The following is a 21,859-nucleotide window of genomic DNA, read 5'->3' on the forward strand; positions in this document are numbered from 1 at the left end:
GCGTCTCACGTGTCCGGAATGACGGCGGCTGGTGTCGAAACGCCTTCACTCTTCCAGCGGCGGCATGCGGTTCCAGGCGTCGAGGGCGGCGATCTTGTAGGCCTCGGCGAGGGTCGGATAATTGAAAGTGTTCTCGACGAAATATTCCAGCGTGCCGCGCAGGTTCAGCACCGCCTGACCGATGTGGACAAGTTCGGTTGCCCCCTCCCCGACAATATGACAGCCGAGCAGGCGCCGGGTCTTGAGCGAAAAGATCATTTTCAGCATGCCACTGTCGAGACCCATGATGTGGCCACGCGAGGTCTCCCGGAAGCGGGCGACCCCGCATTCATAGGGAATGCCGCGTTCCTTGATCTCTTCTTCGGTCATGCCGATCGTGGAAATTTCCGGGACCGCGTAAATGCCATAGGGAAAATATTCCGGCGGATCATAGGCCGTTTCACCGAGCGCGTGACAGGCTGCGATACGGCCCTGTTCCATGGATGTGGAGGCAAGGCTCGGGAACCCGATCACGTCGCCTGCGGCGAAGATATGCGGCACGTCGGTCTGGAAGGTCATCGGCTCGACCTTGAGCCGTCCCCGGTGATCGACTTCCAGTCCGCAGGCTTCCAGATTGAGGGAGGGTGTCGCCCCCATCCGGCCGGCGGCGAACAGGATGACGTTGGAGCGAATGGAGCGCCCGCCCTCGAGCGTGATCTCGCAACTACCGGGGCCATGCTTTTCGATCTTTTCCACCTTGGCCCCAAAGCGCAGGGCCATGCCCCGGTCGCGCAACTGGTGGGTAAAATCGGCGATAAGTTCCTTGTCGAGAAAGTCGAGCATGGTATCGCGCGGTTCGATCAAGGTGACATGGACGTCGAGCGCGGAGAAGATCGACGCGTATTCGACACCGATCACGCCGGCTCCGATGATGGCTATGGACCGAGGCAGATCGGCCAGGTCGAGAATATCGTCGCTGTCGAGAACATACTCGCCGTCGAAGGGCACATAGTCCGGCCGGAAAGGTTTGGTGCCGACGGCAACGATGAACTTGTCGGCGGTGAATTTCAGCACTTCGCCGATCTCGCCCTCCACCTCGATGGTGTGCGGGTCCGTGAATCTGGCCTGTCCGCGCATGGTATCGACCTTGTTGCGGGCGAACTGGTGTTCCAGCACCTCCACTTCATGGTCGAGCGTTATATGCATTCGTGCTCTGAGATCGGAGGCAGTGATATCGTCCTTCACCCGGTAGGAGCGGCCGTAAAAGCCTCTCTCGCGCCATCCCGTGAGGTTCAGCACCGTTTCGCGCAGGGTCTTTGAAGGAATGGTGCCGGTGTGGACTGAAACGCCGCCGACGCGGCCGCCTTTTTCGACCACAAGCACGTTGCGGCCGAATTTTGCCGCCTGGATGGCCGCTCGCCTGCCCGCCGGGCCGCTGCCGATCACAATAAGATCGTATTTATCCATGTGCCCCTCACTGCCGTCTCTCAGTCGTTGATCGCAAAAACAGCATCAAGACGCGAGGGTCAAGGCGGCGGCGGCAAATTGAAGTGGAAGGACCGTGAGATTGCCGCCAAACCTCCGTAAATACGTCAAGAGAACAGGATTCAGGCGCTGAAAGCGGATGTTTGCCTGCATTTTGCCGGCAGATGCCCATTGCCATCCCCTTCTCCTTCCGATATCCCTTTTTTTCATGAACACGATCCTGAAAGCAGCATGCCTGAAAGCAGCATGGTGGTGGCGCGGCGCGAAATAGGCGGCCAGCGATCAGTCATGCTCTGAACAGATCATAGATCAAACCAAAGGCCGCCGCGGGATACCGCTGGCGGCCTTGGTGCTTTATAAGGCCGCCAGCATTTCCGGGCAGCCACCAGAACGGGACCAGAAGAACCATGCCGGCGCTGGCTGACCAGACCTTCGAAACCAATGGCGGGATCACAATCCTGCGCACGTCACGTCCTTCAGACTACGAGACTGGAACCTCCGACTGGATCGACCGATTGGACGGGGAACTCGGCGCGGTGCTGGCCTCATCTTATGAATATCCAGGACGCTACACACGCTGGGACATGGCCATCGTCAATCCGCCGCTGGTTCTGGAAGCCGCCGACCGGCGGGTGGAGATCCGCGCGCTGAACGACCGCGGCAAGATCCTTCTGCCTGCCATCGTCGCAGCACTGAAATCGCACGAAGACGTCGAGACCTTCGAGGCATCGCAAACGCGGATCGATCTGACGGTCAAGAAGCCGGACCGGCTCTTCAACGAGGAAGAACGCTCCCGCCAACCCTCGACCTTCTCCATCGTGCGGGCGCTCAAGGAGCTGTTTGCCTGTGGCGACGATCAACTCGGGCTCTACGGCACGTTCGGTTACGACGTCGCCTTTCAGTTCGAACAGATCGATCTGAAACTGCAGCGGCCTGACGATCAGCGTGATGTGGTGCTGTTTCTGCCGGACGAGATCCTGATCGTCGACCACCACGGCAAGCGCGCGTATGTGCTTGAATATGATTTCGTCGTCAACGGCAAGACCACGAGAGGGCTGGACCGGACGGGTGAAAACCACCCCTATGCGCCGGCCAATATCGACCCGGGCCGGGGCGACCATGAGCCGGGGGAATATGCAAAGCTGGTCGAGAAAGCCAAGGACTATTTCCGCCGCGGCGATCTGTTTGAAACCGTGCCGGGCCAGACATTCCACGAGCCCTGCGCCAATCCGCCTTCGGCGGTCTGCCGGCGCCTGGCGCAGATCAACCCCTCCCCCTATTCGTTCTTCTTCAATCTCGGCAACAGCGAGTATCTTGTCGGTGCGTCACCGGAAATGTACGTGCGGGTGACCGGCGGGCGCCGGGTGGAAACCTGCCCGATTTCCGGCACCATCCGCCGCGGCAAGAATGCCATCGAGGACGAGGCGCAGATCCGCAAGCTCCTGAATTCGGCCAAGGACGAGGCGGAACTGACCATGTGCTCGGACGTCGACCGCAACGACAAGAGCCGGGTGTGCGTGCCGGGCTCGGTCAGGGTCATCGGCCGCCGGCAGATCGAGATGTATTCGCGGCTGATCCACACAGTGGACCACATCGAGGGCATCCTGCGCGAGGACATGGATGCGCTTGACGCGTTCCTGTCGCACACATGGGCGGTGACGGTCACCGGCGCGCCGAAACGCTGGGCGATGCAGTTTATAGAGGATCATGAAAAATCCCCCCGCGCCTGGTACGGCGGCGCAATCGGCGCCGTTCTGTTCAACGGCGACATGAATACCGGCCTGACCCTCAGAACTGTGCGCATCAAGAACGGCACGGCGCAGATCCGCGCCGGAGCGACGCTGCTCTACGACAGTATCCCGGAAGACGAGGAAGCGGAAACCGAACTCAAGGCCGAGGCCATGCGGGCAGCGGTGCGGGAAGCCGGCCTGGCCACCAAAGCGCTTGAAAAACAGGTGGAGCGCAAACCCGGCAAGGGCATGAAGATCCTTCTGGTCGATCATGAAGACAGTTTCGTGCACACGCTCGCCAACTATTTCCGGCAGACCGGTGCGGAGGTGGTCACCTACCGTACCCCGGTGGCCGATCATGTCTTCCACGACGTCAATCCGGATCTGGTGGTGCTGTCGCCCGGACCGGGCAACCCGAAGGACTTCGATTGCGCGGCAACCATCGGCAGGGCCCGCTCCCGCGCATTGCCGATCTTCGGCGTCTGCCTCGGCCTGCAGGCTCTCTCGGAGTATTTCGGCGCCGAACTCGGCCAGCTCGACATACCGGTTCACGGGAAACCCTCGCCCATCAGCCTCACCGGCAACTCTGTTCTTTTCGAGGGACTGCAAGCGCCTGTGGTGGTCGGACGCTACCATTCGCTTTTTGCAAAGCGCGACACACTGCCTGCGGACCTTCGCGTGACAGCTGAAACCGAAGACGGCGTGGTGATGGCGATCGAACACCAGAAGGAAGCGATCGCGGCCGTGCAGTTTCATCCGGAGTCGATCATGTCCCTCGACAAGGAAGCCGGTCACAAGATCATCGAGAATGTCGTTTCCCGTCTGGTTTCGGCCAATCGGATGGCGGAAGCGATCTGAGGTACGCCTGTGTGCGTGAGCATGAACCGGCATCCGGGACGACAGTGCCGATGACCTGCCTGCTGACGGCACGAAAAACGTCTACGGCGGCCTGAGCGGTAAAGAGCCGAGCAATCAGCCGAAATAGACGCAGACGATACCTGAGTTCCCCATAGACTGGCCGCGCCTCAAGGCGCGGTCTTCTCGTTGGCGGCGATACAGGCCGCCCATGATCCGCCAATGTACTTCGCATCTTGAACAACCAAAGCTTAGCATCCGGCGTGCGATTGGCTCCTCGAACAGATCTGGCTGTTCGAATTCAGGGGCGGCGGCCACTTGCGGCAATCATCTTGCAGATCAGTTGCAGAGTTCGAGACTTTTCCAGCACATCAATTATCTGTTCAACATCACAAAACCATGTTCATGGAAAATATTGTTGATTAACAATTCACCACATAGTTCCATGGAATCTGTCTGCTTCATTTAACCGGACCTCAGTGGACAAATAATAATGTCGATGGGTTCTGCAAGCTGGACACGTCTTTAAAGATCAACCCCTTGGGAGACAGGATGAGCGGAAAGGTGCAATCGACCCGCACAGGATTTGCGCTGCGGCACGGATACCGGGTCCGGGCTTTGCCTCTCGCAGTGCTGGCGCTTGCCGCGACGCTTTGGTCTTTTCCCGCGCCAGCCCAGGAAAGCCCCCGTCTTGAGAACCACGTTCTGGGAATTGGCAATTGCCCTGTGTGGAATCCGCAGTCCCTGGAAATTTGCCAGAACAGCCTGGAAAAAGTGGTGACCTCTATGGCGCCGAGGATCGATGCGGGACCTGACCATACACATCTCCTCATCAATGAAGGCGCAAGCGCGGCCGCTCTCAAGCGCAAGGCGACGGAACTTTCAAACCGCCTGGGGCCGCAAGACCGGCTCATCATTTACGCCAACCTGCCGCTCGGCAAGGACGATACGGACCCGGCGGCGGAGCAGTCCGGATATGTTCTCGAGCTTTGGGCCGAGCAGAAACCGGAATCAGCCGGCCAGGCGATCAGCGAGGGTATCTGGATCTCCGCGTCTGCCTTTGCCGCGATGATCCATACGATCCCTGCCGCCGAAGTCGTTCTGATTCTCGATACGAACAATTCTTACGCGGTCAATGTGCATCTGCTGGACCGGCATTCGGTCGACTTCAAGGACCGGCCCGAAGCTCTTGTCTCCTCCTCCGGCACCGGCCAGGTTGCGAACTATTCCGCCGACAGGACAATCTCGCTTTTCGCCAAGCACCTCGCGCTGGCGCTGCTGGAGACAGACGGATCTCTGCTTGATGTCATTAGCGCCGCAGTGAACGGGACACGCCAGGCCGCGATCCCGATTTGCGCCGTGTTAAAGGAAACCGTATCGAAGGAAACGCAGGACAGCATGGACTGCAACCAGGTTCCGGAAATTCAGGATCCGGACGCGTTGCTCAACCGCACAATGCTGATTCCCGTATCGGAATCGCAGGTAAACTGAGGTCCCGGACGGTTCTTCAGCAGAGAGCTGTCAGGATAAACGCACGCGGAACGCGTCAGCTTGCCAAGTCCCTTGCAGCCTTCGTTTCGAGGGTCTGCGATCCGCCGAATTTCTGCAAGTCCAGAGCTTCCTGCACCTCGACCGGCACCGAGCGAACGACCTTGCCGGCCGGCGCCGGTCGGCCGATCAGATAGCCCTGGACTTCATGGCATCCATGCTGCGCCAGCAGCAGCAGATTTTCGGCATCTTCCACGCCCTCGGCAACGACGCGCATGTTAAGCGCCTTGCCGAGACGCACCACGGTTTCAATGATTGCCAGCGACCCGTAATTCCGCCTCGCCTCCTGAACGAAGGACCGGTCGATCTTGATGCAATCGAACGGAAACCGGCTCAGATAACTCAGAGAGGAATAACCGACGCCGAAATCGTCCAGCGCGATCTTCACTCCGATTTCCTTCAGCAGCGTCAGGATGGAAAGGGCTCTGGCATCGTCTTCAATCAGCGTGGTCTCGGTGATCTCGATTTCGATCCGTTCCGCCGGAATGCCGGACATTGCGATGGCACTTTGAACGTCATCGACAAAGTCCCTGTCGCGGAACTGAACCGGACTGACATTGAGACTGATATTTGACGACTGGATTGATGTCGAGGCGACGCGCAAGGCTTCCGCCAGAACGAATTTGCCAATGGCAACGATCTGGCCGGATGATTCCGCAACAGGAATGAATTCGGCCGGACTAATCAGGCCCTGTTCGGGATGATGCCAGCGGATGAGCGCTTCATAACTCTCGATCCTGCAGGTGGAAAGGTTCATGCGCGGCTGGAAATACAGTTCGAACTGATCCTGGGAGAGTGCCGCATTCAAGTCCTTTTCCAGCGCTCGTCGCTGCCGGACCTCGTCGCCCATGCCGGACTGGAACATGCTATAGGTATTGCGCCCGTTGTTCTTGGCATTGTAGAGGGCGATATCGGCATTCGAGACAGCCTGATCCGCGTCGTCGCCTCTCTTCAGCAAGGCGACGCCAATGCTGGAGGTCGGCTTGAGAACAAGTCCCTGACCGCAGTCAACCGGTTCGGACAGCGCCTGCACAAGCCGCAAGGCCATGTCTTCCGCCTGATTGGCGAATTGAATGCTGTTCTGAATGATCGCGAATTCGTCACCGCCCAGCCGGGACACCGTATCGCTGCTGCGGGAGTATTTTCTCAGACGATCAGCGGTGACCCGGATGACGGTATCGCCGACCGGGTGGCCATGCAGATCGTTGATGTCCTTGAACTTGTCGAGATCCACAAGCAGCAGTGCCGCTTTGTGGCCGCTGCGCTCGCATTTATCCATCACGTGTTTCAGTTCGGCGTTGAAGACGGCCCGGTTCGGCAGATCGGTAAGCGGGTCGTGTTGCGCCAGGTGGAGGATCTGCGCCTCCGCCTTCTTGCGTTCGCGCAGATCCACGAGCGCGGACACCCGCGTCGGGATACCCCGGTAGGAGATCACTCTTGTGCGGATTTCAACGGGAACATGCTCGCCGTTCCTGTTGATCAGGGTCACTTCCCTCGGCTCTTTTTCGGCCCGGATCAGATGCTCTTCAAGAGTGCCTGCCAGTTCATTGTCGACGAACTCGTAAAGGCCTCGCATTTCGAGTTCATCGATGCCGTATCCGATAAGATCCTCGAAGGTCTTGTTCCCATCGAGTATGCGTCCGTCGACCGAGATCACGATGGCGTCGAAAGTGGCGTTGGCAAGCGCTGAAAGCCGCTCGGCCTCCTCTCGGCTCCGCTTCGCATCCGCCATGCGGCTCTGCGCCTGCTCCTCGGTCTGCACCGTGTCCATAAGCGCATTGAACAAGCGTGTCAGGCGCTCTGAATCATCTCCCTTGGAAACATCAAGCCGCATGGAAAGATCCGCCTTGCCGGCGATCAGCCGGTCGAGCGCATCCTCGACATGGCCGATGCCCAGACGTGTTCCGTGCTCGGCCTCGTTGAGGCCAAGCTCCTCGCTGGCCGAATCCAGACGCAGCGGGTACCAGCGGTTCAGAAGCGTCAGAACACCCCAGCCCGCGCCGAAACACCAGATGAAGCAGGCCAGGACCCCCCCGGCCTGAACCAGCAATTGCGGCAGACGCGCGCCCAGCGGCAGATGCTCCACCGGCGCCAGCAAGGCAAGCCCCAGCGTACCGGCCGCCCCGGCGAAACCATGCACGCCAATGGCGCCGACCGGATCATCGATCTTCAGGCAGCGTTCAAGAAACATCGCTCCCAGAACGGCGGTCACGCCCCCTATCGCGCCAATGGCAAGTGCCCCTGGTGGCGTCAGGACATGACACCCGGCCGTGACGGCGACCAGACCGCCAAGCAATCCCGAAATAGAGTTTTCCGGCAGGATGACCCGGTCCTTGAACCGGCCCATCATATAGCCTGCCCCGGTTCCGGCGGCGGCTGCCAGCACAGTGTTGGTCAGGATCATCGGCACGTCCCAGGATGCCGCCAGCGTCGAGCCACCGTTGAAACCAAGCCAGCCCACGAACAGGATCAGCGCACCGGAAGTGGCCAGAACGGAACTGTGGCCCTGGATCCGGAACGACTGCCCATCCGGGCCGAAACGTCCGGTTCGCGCGCCCAGGATCGTGCAGGCGGCAAGCGCGATCCAGGCCCCCGTCCCATGCACCACGGTCGATCCTGCGAAATCGACGAACCCGGCGGCGGCCAGAAACGCGGTGGCGTCCGCGAAGAGTGCCCCGCCCCAGGCCCAATGGGCGAAAACCGGATAGATAAGCCCCGCGGTGAGGACAGAACACCAGATGTAGGCGGACAGGCGCATGCGCTCGGCGACCGCGCCGGATATGATCGTTGCCGCTGTACCGCAGAACATGACCTGAAAGGCGAAAACGGTCAGCCCCCAGGGATCGAGGCCGGAAAGCGCAAACAGGCGCGGATCGAACCCGGCAAACCAGTTCCCCCCCGCGCCGAAGGCCAGCGAGAAGCCGAAGATCGCGAAAATCAACACCGAGACGGCAAGATCAAGCAGGTTCTTCTGCGCAACGTTGATGGAGTTCTTTGACCGGACCAGTCCAGCTTCCAACAGCATGAAACCGACCTGCATCAGCAGGACCAGACCTGCAGCAAACAGAACCCAAACCATATCGAGACTCTGCCGGGTGGGGCTTGCCCCAGCGAACTCGGTGGCGCCTGTCGCGGTCGAAGTGACCAGGGCTGCGATGCACAGACCGGCTGTGGAACCGACCCTCCATTTATTCATTTATCTGCCCCATTGTTCGAAAGCAGAGGCATGATTTCCCGGATTGGTTAATTCTTAATTGCTATTTTTACTGAGGTTTTGACCGGACAATTCCTGCATAATTCTTCATCACCCGGCTTCGCACCTTATCGATCAAAGCGGCAATTCAACCATCTGAAAAACAATAACTTATTTTGCCCACCCCGGCGCACTATCCCGGCCGGGCGGCGCAGAGCCTCTTACGGCGAGCCTAAAATTACGCCATATCCCGGTTCCCCGGTCCGCGTGATTTGCCGGCATCACCCTGCCCCGGCAGCCCCTCGCGAACACTCCAGCGCCGCAACATACCGCGACTCTTGTGGCATTGGGGACATATCCGCTTCAGCCCGCCGCACGGCAGGCCTGCCTCGCAACCGTGCCCCGAGCCAGTCCCAGTCGCCTTCTTCCACCCGGACCGTATCCAGCAGACGTTCCGGTCCTGATGGCTCAATTCCGGTATCGCGGGTTTCTCCGATCACGAAGCGGAACGCATAGCCCGGTGTCAGGCCCATGCGCAGATCGGACAGCACGACGTCCCCGTCGATCAGTTCGGCCCGGTAGAACCCTCTGCTGAACCAGTCCAGTTTACGGAAAGCTTCGCTCCCTTCCAGACAGCTCACCAGTTCGAGATGGCGCGGGTGGGAATAGATTTCCGCCTGCCCAAGCCCGTCGAGAAGCGACAGATACATGTTGTCGTAACTGTTCTGGCGCAATCCGATCACTTTCCAGACAAGGATATTGAGCGGCGTCGCGAGCGCGTAGACCTTGTCCGGCGGAACGCCGTTCTCCAGGAAGACATGGTGCGCCCTGCCCTTGACGACCTGCTGAATCACCACACTCAGAGCGAGGTAACCGGTGGACAGGACAAGTGCGGCCGCAACGACGTTTCGAAGACGAGATGTCCAGGTTTTCCTGCACAGGGCCCAGACCACAGCCACCAACAGCGGCAGGGTGTAGATCGGATCCATGATGAACACGGAGCCGACACCGACCGGGTCGGGATAGAACGGCCAGAAGATCCGTGTGCCGTAAACCGTCATCGCATCGATTGCGGCATGGGTCGACAGGCACAGGAAAACGGCTGCCCAGACCCGCCAGCGATGATCCCTCAGCCCCTTGAAGAGCCGCAGAAGCCCTTCCGCCAGAACGGGTGTGGCAAGCGCATGCACGAAAACGGAATGGGTCCAGCCCCGGTGATAGACGAAACTGTCCACCGGATCGTCAAACGGGATGAGCACATCGAGATCCGGCAAGGTGCCGAGCGCACCGCCAAGCAGGGCCGCCTTGCGCGGTCCGATTTTACTGCCGAGCAGCGCGGTGGAAACGGCGGCGCCAAGAACGAATTGAGTGAGAGAATCCATCCGGTCAGCCTATCATCTTTGATGCTCTGGGGGAGAAGCCGCCGACAGGCCGGTGGCGGCAAAAAAGACGGGCCCGAAAGCCCGCCTGATCCGCTTACGGCACGGTGTCGCCTCAGTCGACTTCGCGGACAGCGCCCTTGGAGGCGCTTGTGGTCATCGCCGCATAGGCGCGAAGGGCCTTGGTCACCTTGCGTGTACGCTTCTCGATCGGCTTCCAGGCCTTGTCGCCCCTGGCATCCATGGCGGCACGGCGCTGTGCCAGTTCCTCGTCGGTCAGGTCCACCTTCAGCACACGGTTCGGAATGTCGATGACGATCAGATCGCCTTCCTCAACCAGACCAACCGCCCCCCCTTCGGCGGCTTCAGGCGAAATATGACCGATGGACAGACCGGAAGAGCCGCCCGAAAAGCGTCCGTCCGTGACCAGCGCGCAGGCTTTGCCCAGTCCCTTGGACTTCAGATAGCTGGTCGGATAGAGCATTTCCTGCATGCCCGGACCGCCGCGCGGACCTTCATAACGGATCAGCACCACATCGCCTTCCTTGACCTTGTTGGTCAGGATCGCGGAAACCGCCGTGTCCTGGCTTTCGAAGATCCGGGCCGGGCCGGAGAATTTCAGGATGCTTTCATCGACCCCGGCCGTTTTGACGACGCAGCCGTCCTCGGCGATGTTGCCGTAGAGCACGGCAAGGCCGCCATCCTTGCTGTAGGCATGGTCCAGTTGCCGAATGACGCCGGCTTTCCGGTCCATGTCGAGATCTTCCCAGCGCCGCTGCTGGCTGAAAGCCACCTGGGTCGGCACACCGCCGGGCGCTGCCCGGAAGAAGGAATGCACGCTTTCGGAATTTGTCTGGCAGATGTCCCAGCGGGCCAGCGCCTCCTTCATGGATGCGGAATGGACCGTCGGCACATCGGTGTGCAGCAGTCCCGCGCGATCGAGTTCGCCGAGGATCGACATGATGCCGCCGGCGCGGTGGACATCCTCCATATGGATGTTTTCGATTGCGGGAGCGACCTTGCACAGCACCGGGACGCTTTTGGACAGACGGTCGATATCGTCGATGGTGAAGCCTATCTCACCTTCATGGGAGGCCGCCAGCAGATGCAGGATGGTGTTGGTCGAACCGCCCATGGAGATGTCGAGGCTCATGGCGTTCTCGAAGGCCTTGAAGCTGGCAATGTTGCGCGGCAGGACACTTTCGTCATCCTGTTCGTAGTAGCGCTTCGCCAGATCGACGATCAGGTGGCCCGCTTCCACGAACAGGCGTTCGCGGTCGGCGTGAGTGGCCAGTGTCGAGCCGTTGCCCGGCAACGACAGGCCAAGTGCCTCCGTCAGGCAGTTCATGGAGTTTGCGGTGAACATGCCGGAGCAAGAGCCGCATGTCGGGCAGGCATTTTGTTCCAGGGCCAGGACATCGGCGTCGGACATGCGGTCGTCGGCGGCCGCAACCATCGCATCGACCAGATCGACCGATTTCTCGACGCCGTTCTCAAGCACCACCTTGCCGGCTTCCATCGGGCCACCGGAAACGAAGACCACCGGAATATTCAGCCGCATGGCGGCGTTCAGCATGCCGGGCGTGATCTTGTCGCAGTTGGAAATACACACCAGCGCATCGGCGCAGTGACCGTTGACCATGTATTCCACGGCGTCCGAGATCACTTCGCGGGACGGCAGCGAATAAAGCATGCCGTCATGGCCCATGGCGATGCCGTCGTCGACCGCGATGGTGTTGAATTCCTTGGCGACCCCTCCGGCCTTTTCCACTTCCCTGGCGACAAGCTGACCGAGATCCTTCAGATGCACGTGACCGGGCACGAACTGGGTGAAGGAGTTGGAAATTGCGATGATCGGCTTGCCGAAATCGTCGTCCTTCATGCCCGTGGCGCGCCACAGGCCGCGCGCACCGGCCATGTTGCGGCCATGGGTGGATGTTCTGGAACGATACGGGGGCATTTTGGGTCTCCCTCCATTTGCAGGCATACCGCCCGCTTCGGCGGTCAAATTCCGGCCGAAGCTGAGCATGTATCCGCGCCCGATGTCAGTCTGATACCGGGTTTGACAGGTTTTTGCCCGAAGCGAAAGGCCTGAATACGCAAAAAGTGTACGCTGCGGTACGGTTGAAATTCGCCCCAATTCCCTGATGCCGCCGGGAACAATGAAACAAAGAAAGCCGGGGCGGACCGAAGTCCGCACCGGCTTTCCTTCAGGCCACCCGGAGAGGGGTGGATGTCAGGCGGCCTGAACCGGAGCGGCTTATTGGGCCGCGACGGAGTTTTCCGCCAGAGTGGGATAGTCCGTATACCCCTTCTCGCCGCCTCCATAGAATGTGTCACTGTCGGGCTCGTTCAGGGGGGCCTTCTTTTTCAGCCGGTCGACAAGATCCGGATTGGAAATGAACGCACGGCCGAATGCGACAAGATCCAGCGCTCCGCTTTCAACGGCCTCGACCGCGGAAGCGCGGTCATAGCCGTTGTTGCCCATTCTGGCGCCGTCGAAAAGCGTGTAGAGCGCGGCAAGATCGCCGCCTTCGGGAATATCGCGGGGACCGCCGGTCTGCCCCTCGACAAGATGGAGATAAGCCAGCCCGTAGGTGTTCAGCAGCCGGATCGCATGAGAGAATGTTTCCTGCGGATTGCTGTCGGTGATGTCATTGGCGTTGGAGAATGGACTCAACCTGATCCCGACACGATCCGCGCTCCAGGCACCGGTCACTGCATCCATCACTTCCTTGAGAAAACGCATCCGCTTTTCAACCGATCCGCCATAGGCATCATCCCGCTTGTTGGCACCGTCCTTCAGGAACTGATCGATCAGATAACCGTTCGCACCATGCACCTCGACACCATCGAAGCCGGCTTTGCGAGCGTTCCGCGTTGCCCTGGCGAAATCTTCCGCGATAGCCGGGATCTCGTTTTCCTCCAGTGCCCGCGGCATTGGCGTGTCAATGAACTGAGTACCATCGAAGGTTTTGGAATTCGCGGCAATCGCGGAAGGTGCGACCGGGTCAACGCCCCCGGGCTGGAGAACTGAATGCGATATCCGCCCGACGTGCCAGATCTGGATGACGATCTTGCCGCCTTCGGCATGGACTGCATCGGTCACTTTTTTCCAGCCCTCCACCTGGGCATCGGAATAGATGCCAGGCGTCCAGGCGTAGCCCTTGCCTTGTGGAGAAATCTGGGAACCTTCGGTAACGATGAGCCCCGCACCGGCCCGCTGGCGATAATATTCAACATGCAGATCGTGGGGCGTGTCGTCTTCGGCGCGTGCCCGGTTGCGGGTCAGCGGCGCCATGACAACGCGGTTTTTCAGGTCGATTGCGCCTGCTTTTGCCGGAGAAAACAATTTCGATTCTGACATGAACGAGTTCCTTCGAGTTTCATGTGCCAGATTATGGAACGATTGGTCCAAAATTAGGCATCTTCAGCTACGGAGTGACGAAACAAACCGGAGACGGTTTCTAGGGAGAGAGCACCGTTTTGGCCTGCTTCAAGGTGTCTGCTATGCGGTCAGCCGGAATACCGGCCTTGCGCAGGGCAAGGGTTCCGATTGCAAGTGAGGTATAGGCGCGCGCCCTGTCGCGGACGGCGTCGGGATCTTGAGGATCAATCGCTTTTGCGAAAATCTCCTCGATACTTTCCAGATGGCGGCGGCCGAGTTCCGCGACCTTCGCGTCATGGGGTGCGAGTTCCGTGATGCAGTTCACCAGAAGGCACCCTCTCGACCCGCCATGGGGGTCCGAAAGAGCCTCCATCATCGCCTCGACAGCGTCGCCATCTGTGGCCTCCGCGATCTCCTTGAGATTGCGGATACCGTTTTTCGAATATTGCTCAACCGCTCTCAGAAAGAGGGTCTGCTTGTCACCGAAGGCCCCATAGAAGCTTGACCGGCTGATCCCCATGGCGCCGGTCAGATCTTCAAGGGAGGTCGCTTCGAAGCCATTTTGCCAGAAGACGCCCATAGCAACCTGAAGTGCCGCTGCTTCATCGAAGTTGCGCGGCCGTCCCGGTCCAGGCGCCTTGTTTCCAGGCAGATGTTTTGCAGGCATCGAGTGTGACATGAACCTGATATGGACCGTGCAGTCCGGAATACAAGAGCGGCAAGGCCCAATCTGGACCGATCGTTTCAATTTCCCATCCCGCCAGACTCGGACCTGCCGGGATCACATGCGGCAAGAGCCGGCATAGGCGTCGCCGACATCGTCGAAAACCCGCGCAACGGCTTCCATTTCATATAGCTTGCTGGTGCGCCGCACACCTTCGACCAGATAAAAATCCTGGATCGGAAATTGGTTGGAATTGAAGCGAAAATCACCGCGCACGCTTTCGAAAGGCGCGGAACTGATGACAGACAGCAACGCTTCCTGCTCCTTGATGCCTCCGGTCAGTTCAAGCGCGAAATGAATGAGCCTGGCTGCGTCGTATCCTTGCGCGGCGAACACCGAGGGCTGGTATTCATACTCCCTGCCGAAGTCGCGCACGAAACGCTTGTTCATCGGATTGTCAAGGTTGGGCGCCCAATGAGAGGCGGAAAACAGCCCCTCGGCCATCTCGCTGGTATACGGCAAGGTCACTGCGTTGATAGTCTGGGAGGACAGGAAAGGAACAATGCCTTTCAAACCCGATACGTGAAACTGCCTGACGAGTTCCACCCCCATGCCTCCCGGCATGAAAGCGTATATCGCGTCCGGCTCAATCTCGGCGATCTGCTCAAATTCTTCCGAAAAGTCCGTCGTCCCGAGCTTTGTGAATATTTCCCGGGCGATCTGTCCCTTGAAATGGCGCCGGAACGCGACCATCGCATCCCGGGCCGCTTCATAATCCGGGGCGATCGTGACGACCTGCTGGTAGCCTTTCAAACTCGCGTAGCGTCCCATGGTCTCGTGCACCTGGTCATCCTGCGAGGCCATGGAAAAGAAGTAGCGGTTGCAACTGCGGCCGGCAATGGGAGCAGGTCCGGAGTGGGTTCCGATAAAGAGAGTTTTCGACCGTACAACCGGGTCATGGACTGCGAGCATGACTTTGGAAAAGTTCACGCCGACGAGAATGTCGATACCGTTTTCGTCGATCAGCTTGGTCGCCTGCTCAAGGGCATAGGCAGGATCGAGCTTGTCATCAACGACCAGCACATTGGTCGGCAGGCCGCCCAGCGCGCCGTTGGATTGCTTGACGGCAAGCATGAAGCCGTCGCGCATGTGTTCGCCGTAAATCGCCGCGGGACCTGACAGGGTTGCCATCAGACCGATCTTCAATCCCTGAACTTCCTGCGACACCGCCATCTGGCACACCAGCAGCAGACCAGCCGCAAAGCTGCCTGTTCGTGTGAAAATTCGGAAGATCCAGCGTTTCATGGTGTCTTGCCCGTTCTGTCCAGGTGATGCGCCGGCAACAGTGCGAACTGTTTTCGCCGAAGTATCGTATGTGCGTTCAGATAAACGCCGGATGGCTCCGCCGCCACCTCTATGGTCCGTCAGCAACCGATTCTTCTCAAGTATGGAGAAGACTGGTTAGGCTTTTGCCAACAGAGAAAAAACAATCACATCCGCGTCACATTCCCGCGAAAACTCCTTGGAGCTGCCGCAAAGCGGCCCGTCTCCCGGCGCATTGAAGAGGATTAATGGTCTGATCGAAGAGACGCCGCGCCCCGTACGCCCAAAAACCGCAGTTTCAGCAGGAGGGCCACATGTATTCCTTTTCCGCTCCAGCCATCGCTTGCGATCCGTTTGCCGACGGCACCCAGGACAACGCCAATCTGCCGGCGACCAAAAGCGATTTGCGGCTGGTCGAGATCCGCAAACCGGCGCAGGACAGCCCCAAGGCCGATGAAAGCGCCTCGCCTCCAGACATCGCGGGGAAAATCCTGCAGATGCATGCAAATGCGGAGGTTCCCGAAGCCGAACCTGTCTCCGAACTGACCGACCGGCCGAAACCGGTCGTCTCCACGGAAGAAGTCTCTCACGAGATACTGAAAGGCATTCGGAAGAAGCTTGAAGATGGCGTTCCCCTTGAGCCTAACCGGAAGACAGTCCTTTGGGACCAAAGCAGTCAGGCCTCAGCCGAGCCGCTTCGCCGTGGACCCGGCTTCAAGGTCCTGATCGCCAGCGCACTTGTTGTCATCGCCTGTGGCGGCGGTGCGCTTACGCTCTCAATGACCGGTCTGCCGGGAAACAGCGAAACCAGCACTCTGGAGACCGCCCCCCAGCTCGCAGCGGCGGAAACGACACTTGAACGCCTGATTGGAACAGAGGACCCGGAACCGGGAGTTTCCACGCCCGAACCGGCTCTCGTGGACGGTGCAGGAGCTGCCGATGCCGACGGCCTTCAGATTGCCAGGGCGAAGGACAAGCTGCGCGAAGCTTTGGCGGCACACGGTCTTTCCGACGCGCCGCCGCTCAATCAGCCCACCGCAACCGTCGCCGGCGCTGCCGGATCCCAGGACAGCAAGATCCAGGCGCGACTGGTCGTCCGCCAGATATCCGCACCGGCCGCACCATCCCAGAGTGCCGTTAATGACCTTCCGGGACTTACTCCCCCGGTAAATGACGGTTCGGCAAGTCCCGCGCAGACAGCGAACGGTGAAACCGGACCGACCGCCATCGCCGCAGAAACCCAATCGGCCAATGAAGTTTCGAAAGCAGAAGGGAATACGGGTACAGCGGCGGCGCAGGACACACAAAGTGCCGATCCGTCCTTTCCCAACGCGGGCAAAATTGCCGCTGCCGTGAACCTGCGGCAATCGGCGGACAAGAACGCTGAAATTCTGGCCGTTGTTCCGGCGGGCTCGAACGTCCGGTTCGGCGATTGCGGGACATGGTGGTGCAGCATTGTCTATGAGGGACAAGCCGGTTTCGTCGGCCAGAAGTTTCTGGAAAAATCCGCGCAGGTCGATTGAATTCGACCGGACCGGGTAGAGGCTTGTTAAGCTGCGTCCGGCACTATGGGCTTCTTATCGTGATACCCGCCCCATGATGGCGGAATGAGCGCCCGGCCTTTTATGCTCGAAGCAGTCCTTCGCGAAGTGCTTGACGAAGTTTCCCGGGCCGATTGCAGGAGACGGACCATGTTGCCCCCCAGATCTGCCCGCTTCGCCGGTATGGCGCTCGTGGCTCAGCTCACATGCTCCCTCCCCGCCCTCGCGGGTGGAACCGACTGCGTGACCTATGCCACCGACTACGCCAATGCTCACATGGGCAGCGGTGATGTTGTCGGGGATGCGGTCGACGGAGGTATGGCGGGGGCTGTCGCAGGCGGTGCGTGGCAAGGCCCTTCCGGCGCACGCCGCGGTGCGCGGGCGGGTGCGGCGCTCGGCGTGCTGGACAATCTCGGCTCCATGCCCGGCGGGTGGCAGGCACTCTACGACACGGCCTACCAGATGTGCCTTCAGCAGACCTCGGACGTTAACGCCGCCCCGCTCTATCCGGCACCGAACCTGGGTGCGCCATCGCCGGACTGCCGGTCTTCCGCCAGCGTGAACGCGCCCTTGAGAAAAACACCCGACGGCAGCATCACGGCAGGATCGGGCTTCAACGACTGCCGCTAAGTGTTTCGTCCCTGCGTATGACGGCGTTTCAATAAATCGCCTCACGCAGGCGGCGAAGGGGCCGTTCAGAACGATCCCGGACTTACGCAGATCTTGCGCTTCTCATAAGCTCCAGTCGCTTTTCGAAATCGTCTTCGCTGAGGCCTTCAGACAAGGCGCGCAGGAAAAACGCTGCCTGCGTTTCCGGGGCCAGTCCATTTGTAGGAGGATCCAGATCCAGGTTCGTCGGAAAGGGATAGCCTTCGGCGGTTGCGGCGATGGCCGCGGAAAGTTCGGCGGCGCTCAATCTGTTTTCAGCCTTGGCGCGCACGGCGTGAGGAAAAAGCAGTCTGCACATCTTGTCCCTGTCGACTGTCTCCATGGCGCGGCCGAATGCGGAGGATACCTGCAACAGGTTGGCAAACCGTTGAACATCGTCGCTCTTGTTGGCACCGGCCGCATGGAACAGCGCAGGATTGAAAAAGACAGTATCTCCCTTCGCCAGAGGCAATTGCACGTAGCGCTCTTCAAAAAGCGCCCGGAAGTCTTCGCGGCGCCATGCGGCATACCCCGGAAGGTAGGCTTGCGAGAAAGGCAGCAGTTTTGTGGGGCCGCTTTCCACCGGCATGTCGCAATGGGCGACGGCCCCCTGCAGCGTGAGCGTGGACGAGACTTCGTGGACATGCGCGGGATAGGATGTGCTGACTTCGGCCGACTGGAAGCCCAGATGATAGTCGCGGTGCGCCTGTTGCGCGGCACCGCCGGGATACACGAGGTTTACCTGCGCCGTCATCTGGTAGTTTGGCCCCAGCCATGCTTCGCATATCGCAGCAATGGCGGGATTGGCAAAATAGTCCAGAAAGACCCCCGGCGCGGCTTCGCAAAGCTTTTGCAGCGCGTTCCAGATCCTATCGTTGGCACCTGAGGCCGCAAAGTGATCGCCGCCGCTGCCGCTGCGCTGCTTTTCTTCCGCGATGATGCGCTCATAGATGCGGGTGGCATCATCCAGCACCGTCGTGTCTGCATAGGTATTCTTGAGCGCCACAACCCCGGCACCGGTACGCAGAACACGCGCCCATTCCGCAAGAAGCTGCCTGCGGGTTCCATGCCCTTCAAGAGCGGGGCGCAGGTCCGCCATGTCATAGACGGGAATGTTCTTTTCAATGCCGGCGGCATGAGGCACGTCTTCGGCGCGCGCGGTCTGGGCAATGATCGCGGAAAACGCCCGCAAGTCACAGGCGTCCGGGTCGTAATAGGCGGCGGCCCTTTCGACAGTATCTTTCATGGCGCTTTCTCCCTTGTTCACACCCAGAATATTGAACAGTTGGCCACACAGGAAGCACAACGCGCTGCCCCTGGGGAAAATTCGGTTTGCGCCGGCAGGCACCCGCACCGAGGAAGACCGGTTCAAGGATGCTTTGAGCGGTTGACCTGAAGCGCGAAGCGCAGTCAACTGTGGCCGATTTCGGGAAGGCACTGCCTTTCTACAGGTTTCAATGACGACAGGATTTTTCATGACCCGCCGTGCGCTTTTTCCTCCCCGCCTTGCCGCTGCCGCTCTGGCAGCCCTCTGCCTTGCCGGTTCCCCTGCCATCGCCCAGCAATGCGGTGGCGATTTCAGACAGTTTCTGGCGGGCGTCAAACAGGAAGCTGTCGCCAAGGGTCTTTCGGCGCGTGCGGCAGATCAGACGCTCGCAGGGGCGCAAATCGACAGAAAGGTGCTTTCCCGAGACCGGGCGCAAGGTGTGTTCAAACTGACCTTTCTGGATTTTTCCAAACGGGTCATCTCCGGTTACCGGATGAAAAACGGCGCCGCGAACATGAAAAAACATGCCGGCATCTTCCAGCGCACCCAGCAGGAATACGGCGTGCCGGCTCCCGTCATTACCGCCTTCTGGGCGCTTGAGACCGATTTTGGCGCCGTTCAGGGGGACTTCAACACCGTCAACGCTCTGGCGACCCTCGCCCATGACTGCCGCCGCCCGCACCTCTTCCGTCCTCAGCTCATCGCGGCGATCGAAATGGTCCAGCATGGGGATCTCGATCCCCGCAACACCACCGGAGCCTGGGCCGGTGAAATCGGCATGGTCCAGATGCTGCCCGAGGATATCATCAAGTTCGGCAAGGATGGTGACGGAGACGGCCATGTGAAGCTGAAGGAAAGCGCTTCCGACGCGATCCTGACCGCCGGGGCGTTCATTCACCATCTCGGCTGGCGCAAGGGAGAGCCCTGGCTTCAGGAAGTGACCGTGCCGCAGAACCTCGACTGGGCCGCCACCGGGCTCGGCAAGACCCGAGCCGGCGCCCAGTGGGCATCTCTCGGCGTTCAGCCGCGCTGGGGACAAATATCCGCCAATCTCCCTGCCTCCCTGCTGCTGCCGCAGGGGCGCAAGGGACCCGCCTTCCTCGCCTATCCGAACTACAACATCTATCTGGAATGGAACCAGTCTTTCATCTACACGACCACGGCCGCCTATTTTGCGACGCGGCTGGCCGGGGCGCCGGTCTACAACGCGGGAAATCCGGATCCGGGCCTGAACGATGCGCAGATGAAGCAGCTTCAGACCAAACTCAGGAACCAGGGCTACGATGTCGGCAAGATCGACGGCATTCTGGGTTCGGGCACCCGCGCAGCCGTTCAGGATGTCCAGCAGAAGCTCGGCATGCCCGCGGACGCATGGCCGACACCGGCATTGCTGAACAGGCTTTAGGCCTGCGTCTGCGCTGACGGTCTGATACAGAGCGGGGTCTGGCGGCAGTCAGCCGGAAAAGATCCGGCCGGCATCAATCGGAGATGGCGGCTGTGCGACCCGGCAGCCTCCGCCTACTCTACCCTGGCCTTGTCGTCTCCGGGAGCCGCCTCGATCACGGTCGGCTTCCCGCCGTCGCCGAGCAGGAACACGGCCAGAATGCGCGCCGGTCCGGTGCCGGTATTTTCACCCCGGTGGGTTAGATCCATTGCTTCCAGCAGGCCCTCGCCCTGGCGGTAGACCTTCTTGCCGAGTTCTTCATAGGTCACCGTGATTTCGCCTTCCAGGATATAGGCGAAGAGTGGCGCGTGGTGCTGGTGCCAATCGGTCTGCTCGCCCGGCGCCATTGTCACGACCAGCGCCTTGATCGACGGGTTGTCCTGCGGAAACACAACTTTTTCTCCGGCAACCGTCTCATCGCCGGAAAACACCTCATCCACCTTTGAATATGGCGGTTTCGCCGTGCTTTCCGCCTCCATCGCAGCCTTGGAACCGGGTTTCGCGGCGGGTTGCGATGGGGCCGGTTTGCCGTCTGGGGTGATCGACTTGTCAGCCGCCGATGCAGGTGTTGCTGCCAGCAGCAGGGCGAAACCAAGACAGATGGGAAATGTGGTCCAGGACATGATGATCTCTTCCGAAAACGTGTCGGCCGGGAAGACGCGCGTGTCTTCCCGGCCTTTCACTGTCATACGTCGATACTGTCACCGGGCGCAATTGTCTTCAGCGCGCCGGAGGTTCCTCCGAGCTCCCGGGCAAAAGCATCCGGCGTCTGGTCGAGGACCGCGAATGTGCCGTAGTGGCAAGGCACGATCGTCTCGAACTCGAAATACCGGTTGCAGGCCATCGCCGCCGTTCGTGCGCCCATTGTGAAACGGTCACCGATGGGAACCAGGCCGATCCGCGGCCGGTAGATCTCGTCGATCAGCGCCATGTCGGAAAAGATGTCGGTGTCACCCATGTGATAGAGGACCTTTTCACCGGGCGCTTCGATGACCACTCCATGCGGATTGCCCAGATAGATGGCCTCTCCGTCCGTCTGTTTGGAGGAAGAATGATCCGCCCGCGTCAACGCGATCTTGAAAGGTCCCGCGTCCACCTTGCCGCCTGAATTCATCGGATTGATATTCTCGACGCCCTGGCGGTTCGCCCACATGCAGATTTCAAAATTCGACGTCAGCTGCGCACCGGTTGTCTTCAGGATCTCAATGGCATCGCCAATGTGATCGTCATGTCCATGTGTCAGCACAAGATGGGTTACGCCATCGGCAACCCGGTCGACGCTCAAGCTGTCCGGAAACGACGGATTCCCTGTCAGGAACGGATCCATCAGGATGCAAGCACCGTCGATTTCGATCTTGAATGCGGAATGGCCATACCATGTGAGTTTCATTTTCCACGCTACCTCAGTTCAGACC

The 21,859-nt window shown here is 59.9% G+C and carries 15 protein-coding genes; 5 read left to right on the forward strand and 10 right to left on the reverse strand.

Features of this window, described 5'->3' with window-relative positions; genetic code table 11:
- Positions 1-45: 45 nt before the first annotated feature.
- Entirely contained in the window at positions 46-1,446 is a 1,401-nt protein-coding gene (sthA, locus tag OA90_RS10130; protein WP_068410225.1) for a Si-specific NAD(P)(+) transhydrogenase, read from the reverse strand.
- A gap of 425 nt (positions 1,447-1,871) precedes the next feature.
- Here sthA and OA90_RS10135 point away from each other — a divergent pair, with 425 nt between their 5' ends.
- Positions 1,872-4,052, forward strand: coding sequence for an anthranilate synthase (locus tag OA90_RS10135; protein WP_068410229.1), 2,181 nt, complete (start codon positions 1,872-1,874; stop codon positions 4,050-4,052).
- Between the two features lie 549 nt (positions 4,053-4,601).
- Positions 4,602-5,540, forward strand: a complete 939-nt coding sequence (locus OA90_RS10140; protein WP_208986064.1) for a hypothetical protein — start codon at positions 4,602-4,604, stop codon at positions 5,538-5,540.
- Between the two features lie 55 nt (positions 5,541-5,595).
- Here the strand turns inward: OA90_RS10140 and amt are convergent, their stop codons facing one another.
- The 6 genes from amt to OA90_RS10170 form a co-directional block, all read right to left on the reverse strand.
- Positions 5,596-8,793, reverse strand: coding sequence for an ammonium transporter (gene amt, locus OA90_RS10145; RefSeq protein WP_082836957.1), 3,198 nt, complete (start codon positions 8,791-8,793; stop codon positions 5,596-5,598).
- A 278-nt stretch (positions 8,794-9,071) separates the two neighbouring features.
- On the reverse strand, positions 9,072-10,172 hold the full coding sequence (locus OA90_RS10150; RefSeq protein WP_068410232.1) for a metal-dependent hydrolase: 1,101 nt from the start codon (positions 10,170-10,172) through the stop codon (positions 9,072-9,074).
- 112 nt (positions 10,173-10,284) lie between these two features.
- Positions 10,285-12,129: a dihydroxy-acid dehydratase gene (ilvD, locus tag OA90_RS10155; protein ID WP_068410680.1), complete on the reverse strand. Its 1,845-nt coding sequence runs from the start codon at positions 12,127-12,129 to the stop codon at positions 10,285-10,287.
- 300 nt (positions 12,130-12,429) lie between these two features.
- A complete protein-coding gene (locus OA90_RS10160) occupies positions 12,430-13,536 on the reverse strand; it encodes an alkene reductase (RefSeq protein ID WP_068410236.1) in 1,107 nt (368 codons plus the stop codon).
- A gap of 100 nt (positions 13,537-13,636) precedes the next feature.
- Positions 13,637-14,224, reverse strand: a complete 588-nt coding sequence (locus OA90_RS10165) for a TetR/AcrR family transcriptional regulator (RefSeq protein ID WP_208986065.1) — start codon at positions 14,222-14,224, stop codon at positions 13,637-13,639.
- 114 nt (positions 14,225-14,338) lie between these two features.
- Positions 14,339-15,526 (reverse strand): ABC transporter substrate-binding protein, encoded by a 1,188-nt coding sequence (locus tag OA90_RS10170; protein WP_068410242.1) that lies wholly within the window; start codon positions 15,524-15,526, stop codon positions 14,339-14,341.
- A 332-nt stretch (positions 15,527-15,858) separates the two neighbouring features.
- Between OA90_RS10170 and OA90_RS10175 the strand changes: the two genes are divergently transcribed.
- Positions 15,859-17,067 carry an SH3 domain-containing protein gene (locus OA90_RS10175; protein ID WP_068410245.1) on the forward strand — a complete coding sequence of 403 codons (1,209 nt, stop codon included), beginning with the start codon at positions 15,859-15,861 and terminating at the stop codon, positions 17,065-17,067.
- A 168-nt stretch (positions 17,068-17,235) separates the two neighbouring features.
- Positions 17,236-17,715 (forward strand): hypothetical protein, encoded by a 480-nt coding sequence (locus OA90_RS10180; protein WP_208986066.1) that lies wholly within the window; start codon positions 17,236-17,238, stop codon positions 17,713-17,715.
- An 82-nt stretch (positions 17,716-17,797) separates the two neighbouring features.
- On the opposite strand, the gene OA90_RS10185 is transcribed toward OA90_RS10180, so the two are convergent.
- The gene (locus tag OA90_RS10185; RefSeq protein WP_068410248.1) at positions 17,798-18,979 is read right to left on the reverse strand and encodes a phytanoyl-CoA dioxygenase family protein; all 1,182 of its coding nucleotides are present in this window, start codon (positions 18,977-18,979) and stop codon (positions 17,798-17,800) included.
- Positions 18,980-19,208: 229 nt separating this feature from the next.
- On the opposite strand from OA90_RS10185, the gene OA90_RS10190 reads away from it, so the two are divergent.
- Complete coding sequence (locus OA90_RS10190) at positions 19,209-20,405, forward strand: lytic murein transglycosylase (protein WP_068410686.1); 1,197 nt, start codon at positions 19,209-19,211, stop codon at positions 20,403-20,405.
- Positions 20,406-20,518: 113 nt separating this feature from the next.
- Here the strand turns inward: OA90_RS10190 and OA90_RS10195 are convergent, their stop codons facing one another.
- Together OA90_RS10195 and OA90_RS10200 are read right to left on the reverse strand one after the other, a co-directional pair.
- On the reverse strand, positions 20,519-21,133 hold the full coding sequence (locus OA90_RS10195; RefSeq protein WP_208986067.1) for a cupin domain-containing protein: 615 nt from the start codon (positions 21,131-21,133) through the stop codon (positions 20,519-20,521).
- Positions 21,130-21,834: a metal-dependent hydrolase gene (locus tag OA90_RS10200; RefSeq protein WP_068410251.1), complete on the reverse strand. Its 705-nt coding sequence runs from the start codon at positions 21,832-21,834 to the stop codon at positions 21,130-21,132. Before OA90_RS10200 ends, OA90_RS10195 begins: the two co-directional genes overlap by 4 nt.
- Positions 21,835-21,859 lie beyond the last annotated feature (25 nt).

This window comes from Labrenzia sp. OB1, from assembly GCF_001624695.1.
In the GTDB taxonomy this organism is placed as follows: domain Bacteria; phylum Pseudomonadota; class Alphaproteobacteria; order Rhizobiales; family Stappiaceae; genus Roseibium.

Bases quoted from the DNA above. Each gene is read 5' to 3' on its own strand.
- sthA (WP_068410225.1), bottom strand. From the start codon at position 1,446: ATGGATAAATACGATCTTATTGTGATCGGCAGCGGCCCGGCGGGCAGG.
- OA90_RS10135 (WP_068410229.1), top strand. From the start codon at position 1,872: ATGCCGGCGCTGGCTGACCAGACCTTCGAAACCAATGGCGGGATCACA.
- OA90_RS10140 (WP_208986064.1), top strand. From the start codon at position 4,602: ATGAGCGGAAAGGTGCAATCGACCCGCACAGGATTTGCGCTGCGGCAC.
- amt (WP_082836957.1), bottom strand. From the start codon at position 8,793: ATGAATAAATGGAGGGTCGGTTCCACAGCCGGTCTGTGCATCGCAGCC.
- OA90_RS10150 (WP_068410232.1), bottom strand. From the start codon at position 10,172: ATGGATTCTCTCACTCAATTCGTTCTTGGCGCCGCCGTTTCCACCGCG.
- ilvD (WP_068410680.1), bottom strand. From the start codon at position 12,129: ATGCCCCCGTATCGTTCCAGAACATCCACCCATGGCCGCAACATGGCC.
- OA90_RS10160 (WP_068410236.1), bottom strand. From the start codon at position 13,536: ATGTCAGAATCGAAATTGTTTTCTCCGGCAAAAGCAGGCGCAATCGAC.
- OA90_RS10165 (WP_208986065.1), bottom strand. From the start codon at position 14,224: ATGCCTGCAAAACATCTGCCTGGAAACAAGGCGCCTGGACCGGGACGG.
- OA90_RS10170 (WP_068410242.1), bottom strand. From the start codon at position 15,526: ATGAAACGCTGGATCTTCCGAATTTTCACACGAACAGGCAGCTTTGCG.
- OA90_RS10175 (WP_068410245.1), top strand. From the start codon at position 15,859: ATGTATTCCTTTTCCGCTCCAGCCATCGCTTGCGATCCGTTTGCCGAC.
- OA90_RS10180 (WP_208986066.1), top strand. From the start codon at position 17,236: ATGTTGCCCCCCAGATCTGCCCGCTTCGCCGGTATGGCGCTCGTGGCT.
- OA90_RS10185 (WP_068410248.1), bottom strand. From the start codon at position 18,979: ATGAAAGATACTGTCGAAAGGGCCGCCGCCTATTACGACCCGGACGCC.
- OA90_RS10190 (WP_068410686.1), top strand. From the start codon at position 19,209: ATGACCCGCCGTGCGCTTTTTCCTCCCCGCCTTGCCGCTGCCGCTCTG.
- OA90_RS10195 (WP_208986067.1), bottom strand. From the start codon at position 21,133: ATGACAGTGAAAGGCCGGGAAGACACGCGCGTCTTCCCGGCCGACACG.
- OA90_RS10200 (WP_068410251.1), bottom strand. From the start codon at position 21,834: ATGAAACTCACATGGTATGGCCATTCCGCATTCAAGATCGAAATCGAC.